This is a genomic window from Anaerobutyricum hallii DSM 3353 (genome assembly GCF_000173975.1).
Taxonomy (GTDB): Bacteria; Bacillota; Clostridia; order Lachnospirales; family Lachnospiraceae; genus Anaerobutyricum; species Anaerobutyricum hallii.
The window spans coordinates 1-8,896 of the sequence record NZ_ACEP01000038.1; the positions used below are offsets into that span (position 1 = coordinate 1).

General features: G+C 38.5%; 8 protein-coding genes. 6 read left to right on the plus strand and 2 right to left on the minus strand.

Going from position 1 to position 8,896, the window contains the following annotated elements; genetic code table 11:
* Positions 1 to 188 precede the first annotated feature (188 nt).
* The 6 genes from EUBHAL_RS03145 (at position 189) to EUBHAL_RS03170 (ending at position 6,789) form a co-directional block, all read left to right on the plus strand.
* Positions 189 to 932, plus strand: a complete 744-nt coding sequence (locus tag EUBHAL_RS03145) for a TrmB family transcriptional regulator (protein ID WP_005344781.1) — start codon at positions 189 to 191, stop codon at positions 930 to 932.
* Positions 933 to 1,210: 278 nt separating this feature from the next.
* A complete protein-coding gene (locus EUBHAL_RS03150; RefSeq protein ID WP_005344783.1) occupies positions 1,211 to 2,464 on the plus strand; it encodes a diaminopimelate decarboxylase in 1,254 nt (417 codons plus the stop codon).
* Positions 2,465 to 2,853: 389 nt separating this feature from the next.
* Positions 2,854 to 3,885: a substrate-binding domain-containing protein gene (locus tag EUBHAL_RS03155; RefSeq protein WP_005344785.1), complete on the plus strand. Its 1,032-nt coding sequence runs from the start codon at positions 2,854 to 2,856 to the stop codon at positions 3,883 to 3,885.
* A gap of 256 nt (positions 3,886 to 4,141) precedes the next feature.
* Positions 4,142 to 4,993 (plus strand): molybdate ABC transporter substrate-binding protein, encoded by an 852-nt coding sequence (gene modA / locus EUBHAL_RS03160; RefSeq protein WP_005344786.1) that lies wholly within the window; start codon positions 4,142 to 4,144, stop codon positions 4,991 to 4,993.
* 28 nt (positions 4,994 to 5,021) lie between these two features.
* Positions 5,022 to 5,684: a molybdate ABC transporter permease subunit gene (gene modB, locus EUBHAL_RS03165; protein WP_044921730.1), complete on the plus strand. Its 663-nt coding sequence runs from the start codon at positions 5,022 to 5,024 to the stop codon at positions 5,682 to 5,684.
* Positions 5,685 to 5,688: 4 nt separating this feature from the next.
* Complete coding sequence (locus EUBHAL_RS03170; RefSeq protein WP_005344790.1) at positions 5,689 to 6,789, plus strand: sulfate/molybdate ABC transporter ATP-binding protein; 1,101 nt, start codon at positions 5,689 to 5,691, stop codon at positions 6,787 to 6,789.
* Positions 6,790 to 6,986: 197 nt separating this feature from the next.
* Here EUBHAL_RS03170 and EUBHAL_RS03175 read toward each other — a convergent pair whose 3' ends face one another.
* On the minus strand, positions 6,987 to 7,928 hold the full coding sequence (locus EUBHAL_RS03175) for an HAD family hydrolase (RefSeq protein WP_005344791.1): 942 nt from the start codon (positions 7,926 to 7,928) through the stop codon (positions 6,987 to 6,989).
* 203 nt (positions 7,929 to 8,131) lie between these two features.
* A partial coding sequence (locus EUBHAL_RS03180) for an RNA-guided endonuclease TnpB family protein (RefSeq protein ID WP_005344793.1) occupies positions 8,132 to 8,896 on the minus strand: 765 nt, incomplete at its 5' end.

Sequence of the window (8,896 nt, forward strand, 5' to 3'; positions counted from 1 at the left end):
GAGCTTCTTCTTAATAATTTTTCCGGCAATCCGATTGCTATGCTTCTGTAGCGGCGTCTGTTTGTTTTGCTACGCAAATAAGAATTTAGTTGACAAATTGTAATATATGAATTATAGTGGTACTGAATGATACTACTTATTGATAAATTATGACTATTTAGAAATTACAAACAGAATGCGAGGTCTTTATGGATAACGTAGAATTACTCATGAGCTTTGGTCTTACCAGACAGGAAGCCAGAGTGTATGTTCTTCTTTTAGGGGAAGGTGCGTTAAGTGGCTATGAAGCAGCGAAGCGGCTTGGCATTTCCCGTTCTAATGCATATGCGGCATTGGCGGGGCTGGTAGATAAGGGAGCGGCCTATATGGCAGAAGAGCAGGCAGTACAGTATCATGCAGTTTCGATAAAGGAGTTTTGCTCGAATAAGCTTCATTATATGGAGGAACTTTCTGAAACTCTAGAGAGGCAGATTCCAAAGCAGAAGCAGGAAGATGCGAAGTATTTGACGATACGTGGCAGAAGGCACATCGAGGATAAGTTCCGCAATATGCTTAAGGAGACGAAGGAGAGAGTTTATCTTTCGGTATCGGCATCTGTGTTAGAGTTGTTCAGGGAAGAACTGTTAGGATTGGTTGCACAGAAGAAAAAAGTTGTCTTGTTGACAGATGAAGAATATTCTATGGATGGAGCGATTATTTATCGTACGAAGAAGTTTGAAAATTTATCTGGAAGTGCAGACTGTGAGGGAGATGCGGATGGACAGCTTCGCCTGATCACAGATTCAAATTATGCACTTACGGGAGAACTTCAGGATAAGGAGACTTCAACATGTCTGTATTCCGCTAATCCGAATTTGGTAAGGCTGCTAAAAGATGCTCTGGCGAATGAAATCAGGCTTATTGAGATAGAGAAAAAAGATGCTTCGATATAGACGGTGAGAGAAATATCATCTGTAAAGCAGAGTTAACAGAATTAGAAGGGCAGATAAAAAATTAGAAGTCCAAAGTGAAATATCAAGATATTAGAGGAAAACTTATAAAAGAAACGCAAAACGGAATATCAAGATATTAGAGGAAAACTTATAAAAGAAACGCAAAACGGAATATCGAGATATTAAAGAAAACTTACAAAAGAAGCCAGAAGCAAAATATAAAAGTAAACATCTAAAAACAAAGATATAAATATAAGCTATAAAGGAAGGAAAAAAAGATGGAAAAGAAACCATTTGTTACAAAAGAACAGTTAGATAAAATCGTAGAAAAATATCCTACACCATTTCATTTATATGACGAGAAGGGAATCAGACAGACAGCTCGTGATTTATACAAGGCATTCTCATGGAATGAAGGATTTAAAGAATATTTCGCAGTAAAAGCAACACCTACTCCTGCAATTCTTAAGATTTTACAGGAAGAGGGATGTGGAACAGACTGTTCTTCTTTAACAGAATTAATGATGAGCGACCGTTGTGGATTTGCTGATGGTAATTCCATTATGTTCTCATCTAATGAAACACCGGCAGAAGAATTTATCCTTGCAAAGAAGTTAGGAGCAATTATTAACTTAGATGATATTACACATATTGATTTCTTAAAGGATGCCTGTGGTATTCCGGAAAGAATCTGCTGCCGTTACAATCCAGGCGGATATTTCTCTCTTGGAACAGACATCATGGATAACCCAGGAGATGCCAAGTATGGAATGACAAAGCCACAGATTTTTGAGGCATTCAAACGACTTAAGAGAGAAGGAGTAAAAGAATTTGGTATTCATTCTTTCTTAGCAAGTAACACAGTATCTAACGAATACTATCCTGCATTAGCATCCATCTTATTTAATCTTGCAGTAGAATTAAAAGAGAATCTTGGTGTTCATATCGGATTTATCAACTTATCCGGTGGTGTTGGAATCCCTTACACACCAGATAAAGAGCCAAATGATATTTTTGCAATCGGTGAAGGTGTTCGTAAAGCTTACGAAGAGATTTTAGTTCCAGCAGGAATGGGAGATGTAAAGATCTTTACAGAACTTGGACGTTTCATGCTTGCGCCACACGGACATCTTGTAGTAAAAGCAATTCATGAGAAACATACTTATAAAGAATACATCGGTGTAGATGCCTGTGCAGCAAACCTTATGCGTCCTGCTATGTACGGTGCTTACCATCACATCACAGTTATGGGTAAGGAAAATGAACCATGTGACCACACATATGATGTAGTAGGTTCTCTTTGCGAGAACAACGATAAGTTTGCAATCGACAGAAAGCTTCCAAAGATTGATATGGGAGATTTACTAGTACTTCATGATACAGGAGCACATGGATTCTCGATGGGATATAACTACAATGGTCGCTTAAAGAGTGCGGAGATTCTTTTACAGGAAGATGGAAGCACAAGAATGATCCGTCGTGCGGAGACACCAGAGGATTACTTTGCAACAATTGAAGGCTTTGATTTTTAGTTTTGGCTCCATATACAAGAGATAAATTTGGGAGATGAATCAGTAATTTGCTGTTGGCAAATTTGATGAAACCCAGAAGATAAAACATCCCTATTTGTGACTTTAGTCGCTGCAGGTTGAATGTTCGCTTAAGCGCTCGCATTCATCCTTTGCTCGAGGTCACAAATAGGGATGTTTTATCTTCTGAGTTTCTGTCTTCGGTCGGGGCGGAATTATGAATTCATCTCCAGCCAAAGAACAGCTCTCCCTGAGAAAGCGTCTCTCCCGCCTGCGGCAAATTACTACTTTCACCAACAATATCTTTGGTGTATAATTTGTTAATATATGTTTACATTTCACGGATATACAACGAAAATAGTTGGGAATCGTTAAGAGAAAGGATATAACTTATGGGTGAAAAGTTATTTACTGCAAAGGAAGCAGCGGAGATATTAAAGGTAAGAAAAAACACAGTATATGACATGATTAAGCGTGGTGATTTAAAGGCTTCTAAACTTGGAAAGCAGCTTAGAATCCGTCAGGAGGATCTGGATTTTTATATTCAGTATGGAAGTCAGGCAAAGGTTGTAGATTCAATGCAGACAGGGCATAATAGTAATATTGATAAAGCTGAATTTGAAAAAAATACATCTAAGTTACCGAATGTATCAAATGAAATATCTGGAGTGAGTAGAACAACCAGTGCAACGCAAAACAGAATTTCAAATCAGATTATCATCTGCGGTCAGGATATGATTCTTGATCTGTTGGCGAATCGCCTGAATCAATGTGTAGAGGAAAATGTATTTCGTTCTTATAAAGGAAGCTACAATGGATTGTATGCAATGTATCAGGGAGAAGTAAACGTAGCAACAGCGCATTTATGGCATGGAAAAACGAACAGTTACAATATTCCGTATATCAGCAGTATGCTGCCGGGAACGGATGTAATTGTTCTTCATTTATTAAAAAGAAAGCAAGGTTTTTATGTAAAGAAGGGGAACCCAAAGAGAATTCAATCTTTTGAAGATTTAAAAAGAGCTGATGTAACAATCGTAAATAGAGAACCGGGTAGTGGAGTAAGAGTTCTTGTCGATGAAAAATTACGTCAGGCAGGCATTTTCACACAGGAAGTAAATGGATATCAGAAGGTAGTAAATTCACATCTTGAAGCAGCAGCGACAGTAAACAGGGGAGAAGCAGATGTGGCAGTTGGAAGCGAAAAGCACAGCCTGTCTGTACCAGGAATCGATTTTATTTTCATACAGGAAGAAAGTTACGATATGGTAATCCGAAAAGAAGATTTCACTAAGAAATCTTATCAGAAAATGATAGAAATCATTCGTTCCCCAGAATATCAAAAAGAGGTAGCCGGACTCGGCAGCTACAATGTAGAAAACATGGGAAAAATTATTTATTCTGACTGTGGTTGCAGACCCTAACTTTTATTCTCAGATGTCCCATTCAACTACTATACTCTAATAAATCCAGAGCAAGCAGCAGCTCCCCAACTTTCATCCCCAAATCCCTCCACCATTGCTATAATAATTCATCCAAATCTAGCATATTAAAAATTATTAGTAACACTAAAAAATTGTTAGATTTTGCTGCATATTTATTGACAAATTCTGGTGCATAAAATATAATGTAATAAAACGAAACAAAACAATATAAAACGCAATAAAACGAGGGGAAATTATGAGAAACATGAAGTTTGTGAAGAGAATTGGCGTTGCAGTTTTAGCAGCATGTATGGTTTTATCCTGTGTAGGATGTAGAAGTTCATCTAACAAAGGTGCAGCAGAAGGAACAACAGAGGTTGCAGCAGAAGGTGGACAGACTAAGATTTCTGTAGCTGCTGCAGCAAGTCTTCAGGCTACATTTGATGATGAACTGATTCCTTTATTTGAGAAAGAGAATCCAGGAGTAACCGTAGAAGGAACTTACGCAAGTTCAGGAGATTTACAGCAGCAGATTGAATCTGGATTAGATGCAGATGTATTCTTCTCCGCAGCAACATCTAACATGGACACATTAGTAGATGAGAACCTTGTAGATAAAGATACTGTTGTTGACTTATTAAAGAACGATGTTGTATTAATCACGCCTAAGGATTCTAAGTTAGGAATTAAGGGTTTCAAGGACATCACAAAGGCGGATACAATTGCAATCGGTGATCCTGAAAGCGTACCAGCAGGTAAATACGCAAAAGAAATTCTTACGAACTTAGGTGTTTACGATGAAGTTGAGAAGAAAGCAAGTCTTGGAGCAAGCGTAACAGAGGTATTAAGCTGGGTTGCAGAGGGAAGTGCTGACGCAGGTATCGTATACGCAACAGATGCACAGACAGAGAATACAAATGGTGATGACAAAGAAGTAGAAATCGTAGCAACAGCAGAAGATTCTATGATGCAGACACCAGTAATCTACCCGGTAGGTACCGTTTCTTCTTCTGCACATAAAGACGAAGCAAAAGCTTTTGAAGATTTCCTTCAGACAGATGAAGCAAAAGCAATCTTAGAAAAAGCAGGATTCACAATTAACGAATAATTAAAAGACAGGCTGGATGTATATGACAATGGATTTATCACCAATTATTATATCTTTAAAGACAGCTACCCTCAGTATTATTATTACATTCTTTCTGGGGGTGGCTGCGGCCCAGTTTGTTTTCCGTCTTAAGAGTAAGACGATGAAAACAATATTAGATGGGTTATTTACCCTGCCGCTCGTGCTTCCGCCAACAGTGGCAGGATTTTTTTTACTTTATATTTTCGGGATGAGAAGGCCGATCGGTAAGTTTTTAATTGAATATTTTGCAGTAAAAATCGCATTCTCATGGGGAGCAACCGTATTAGCTGCGGTTGTGATCTCATTTCCATTAATGTACCGATCAGCAAGAGGAGCCTTTGAGCAGGTAAATCCTGACGTGCTTTCTGCAGGAAGAACACTTGGAATGAGTGAGTGGAACATTTTCTGGAAAGTGCAGATGCCGATTGCATGGCCAGGAGTTATTTCCGGAGCAGTTCTTGCATTTGCCAGAGGACTTGGAGAGTTTGGAGCAACAGCAATGATTGCCGGAAATATCAGAGGAAAGACAAGAACACTGCCATTAGCTGTATATTCGGCAGTTGCATCAGGAAAAATGGATGACGCGGGGCAGTATGTAGTGATTCTTGTAGGTATTTCCTTTATTGTAGTTGTATGTATGAATTATTTTTCTATGGAAAAGAAAGGCTAGAATTATGGCATTATCCGTTCACATTAAAAAGAAATTAAAAGATTTTGAGCTTGCTGTAGATTTTGATATGGATGAAGGTATTGTCGGATTTTTAGGTTCTTCTGGCTGTGGAAAAAGTATGACCTTAAAATGTATCGCGGGAATTGAGACACCCGATGAAGGAAGAATCGTCCTTGATGATGAAGTCCTTTTCGATAAAAAGTCAGGAATTAATCTTTCGCCACAGAAGCGTAAGGTAGGATACCTTTTTCAGAACTATGCATTATTTCCACATATGACAGTAAAGCAAAATATCGAGGCAGGACTTGCAGCATCAGGCAAGTCAAAACAGGAGAAAAAAGAAATAGTGGAACGTCTCTTAGAACAGTTCCACATAAAAGAATTGGAGAACTCTTACCCAGTCCGTATTTCCGGCGGACAGCAGCAAAGAGCCGCCCTTGCCCGAATGATGGCAGCAGAGCCAAAGTTTTTATTGTTAGATGAGCCATTTTCTGCATTAGATGCTTATTTAAAAGAAAAATTAATGCAGGAAATGATGACATACCTTAACCAGTTTAAAAAAGGGGTTATTATGGTTTCACACAGTAGAGATGAAGTGTACCAGATGTGCAGCGATACAGTTATTATGCATCAGGGGATGATAGAAACATTAGGAAAAACAAAAGAAATATTTGATAATCCGGGAACCGTGAATGCAGCGAGGCTTACTGGCTGTAAAAATATTTCCAGAGCCACAAAAACTGGAACACATGAGGTATATGCATCCGATTGGGATATAAAACTTACTTTCCCGGAACAGACAGAGATTCCATCAAATCTTACCCATGTAGGAATCCGAGCACACGAAATTCATCCGATAGTCTCTAAAGATACAAATTTAAAAGATATGGATTCAAATGAATCTATAAAGTTAAATACAATGGACTGCCAGTTAGAACGCATTTCTGAAGCACCATTTGAGATGTATCTTATTTTGCAGAATAAAAGTGGAAAAAATACGAGTCCGCTATGGTGGAAAGTCACTAAAAAGGAGTGGCAGGAAATTGGGGAAAAAGTTCCAGAAACGGTGGAATTGCCGGCAGAACATATTATTTTGCTGAAATAGTAACTGCCGCAGGCAGGGGCGAGATGCCTGTTGGAAGATGAATAATTATTCTATGTGGGTAAACTTTCCTGACTTTGAATATCCTTAGAATAAATATTTATCTCTAAATCATATATCCTATATCTGTGGCATTCAATCCACAAGTGACAGAATCACAGATATAGGCTTTTTTCTCAGGCGTCTGTTTATCCAATAAATTAAATCAATCCAAAATGCTTCAACGCATTCCTGATTCCATCTCTTTCAATCGGAGTAGTGACATAGGATGTATTCGCCAGTACTTCAGGATAAGAGTTTCCCATTGCAATACTATTCTTTACATGTGTAAGCATAGACAAGTCATTTGTGCTGTCACCGAATACATAACAAGAAGCTAAAGATTCACCCAAGTGTTCTACAATATAATCAATACCGCCAGCTTTAGAACAGCCTTTTGGAACAACTTCTTCAAAACCGTAAGGATGCATTTCTTCTCTTGCGATAAAGTCGAAATGTTCTTTTGTGCGTTCGTGGAACAAGTCAAGGCTGCTGTTTTCATCAGTTAGAATGACAAATTTATCGAAATCTAAAACAGGGTCATCAAAAAAGCGGATGGGCTGTTCAAGATTTGTTTTTGCATAAGAGTTACGAATGGCGGTAATAGGGGCGAAAGGTTTTTCTGTTTTCTGAAAATAACAGGACTTGCGGCCCTCATATACAGCCTGAATTTTACATTCTTCTAAAATACTTTGCAGACTGTGCTTCAAATCTTCATCAAGATCATAGTGATAAAGAGTCTTACCGAGGAAAATAACTTCCGTACCGCAGCCACAAACATAGCCGTCAAAAGGGAATTCCTTAATGGCTTCTGGCATAAATCCATATGTACGCCCACTGTTGATAAAGATATAGTGCCCATTTGCCTGTGCCTGCTTTAAAGCCTCAATTGTACTGTCAGGAATATATCCGGGAATACCTCCGGCAAGGAGTGTACCGTCAATGTCGAAAAACAGTAATTTTCTATTCATAGTGTAAAATGTCCTTTCGTAGAAATATTCATTTACAATTTGTAAAAGATTATTAATGGCTAAGTTGATGTCTTTATTTAAAGAAAGTTCTGTAGTACAACGGTTTAATATAGAAGCAATCTCAAACTTCATATCAAGTTCCCGTTTATCTTGTGCAAGCTGACCTAGTTTCTGATTTTTCGTCTGCTTCTAAATTCGGTGGTGACATCCTCCCCCACCTGTAGAGGTGGTGGCTTCCCAACCTCGGCAAGTTTGGTTCTCGTTCGATAGCACTACTGTGCTAAGCATATGCGAGCTATCCCCGTGTGTCCCACGGTTGTATTTGTTCTCTAAGGTCATGCATTTACCAGACGCATTCCTTCATTTCTGATATTTATCGCCGCATTTACATCTCTGTCGTGATGAGTTCCACACTGCGGACAATCCCACTCTCTTAACGCAAGATTTTTCGTTTTAACATTCTTGTAACCACAAACAGAACAGGTCTGGCTGCTTGCAAAAAATCTACCCACCTTCACAAGTTTCTTACCCTGTTCCTCCAGTTTATATTTCAAAAATGTTGTGAACATTCCCCAGCCGTTATCCAAAACGGATTTTCCAAATTTCAACGACCGTGACATTGCTTTCATATCTAAATCTTCTATACATACGCAATCATAAGCATTGGTTATCTGTCTTGACTGCTTATGCAGGAAGTCTTTTCGTTGATTGGAAACCTTTTCGTGAAGTTTTGCTACCTTAAGCCTCTGCTTATTGCGATTATTCGAACCTTTCTGCATTTTAGAAAGCTTACGTTGTTCTCTCGCTAATTTTTTCTCCGCATTCCTGTAATACCCCGGATAGGCAGGCTCCTTACCGTTGCTGTCACGATATAATTCATGCATGGAAAAATCTAAACCTAAAAACTTTTGCAGTTTCTTTTCCTGTACTTGGTCTTCATACTCAAAAAGGATACTTGCATAGTATTTTTCGCTTGGGGTCTGACTTACTGTTACAGATTTGAGTCTGTATTCCTCTGGAATAATCCTGTGCTGTTTTAAGCGGACTTGGCCAATCTTAGGTAATTTCAAATATCCATTAGATATGGTTATGTTCCCATT